Below are 274 nucleotides of genomic sequence, written 5' to 3' on the forward strand. Positions count from 1 at the left end.
GAGCAGGAGTCGGAGTCGGAGCACGCAGCTGCGTCTGCTCGACGGACGGCACGGACGATGTCTCGGCGAGTGGCGCGTCGAAGCGCGGGATGCCGGGCAGCGCGGCCGGAGGCTCTTTGCGCTGCGTCGTCGCCGACGGGCGGGTGAACGATGCCACGTCGGGGTCGATGCTGACGATCTCGCGCACCCGCGTGAGGCCGTCGCCGTCGTCGTCCAGATCCTCCGCCGGCGGGTGGTCGTCGACGATGTCGATCGGCGTCACCGAATGCGAGAG

Annotated in this window: 1 pseudogene; it reads right to left on the bottom strand. The window is 70.8% G+C overall.

The features are described from left to right. Nucleotides 1–262 (bottom strand): annotated as a pseudogene (locus DSP71_RS23310) (serine/threonine protein kinase); the annotation flags it as partial. Nucleotides 263–274: the final 12 nt, after the last annotated feature.

This window comes from Microbacterium sp. H6, assembly GCF_003314775.1.
GTDB lineage: Bacteria > Actinomycetota > Actinomycetes > Actinomycetales > Microbacteriaceae > Microbacterium > Microbacterium oxydans.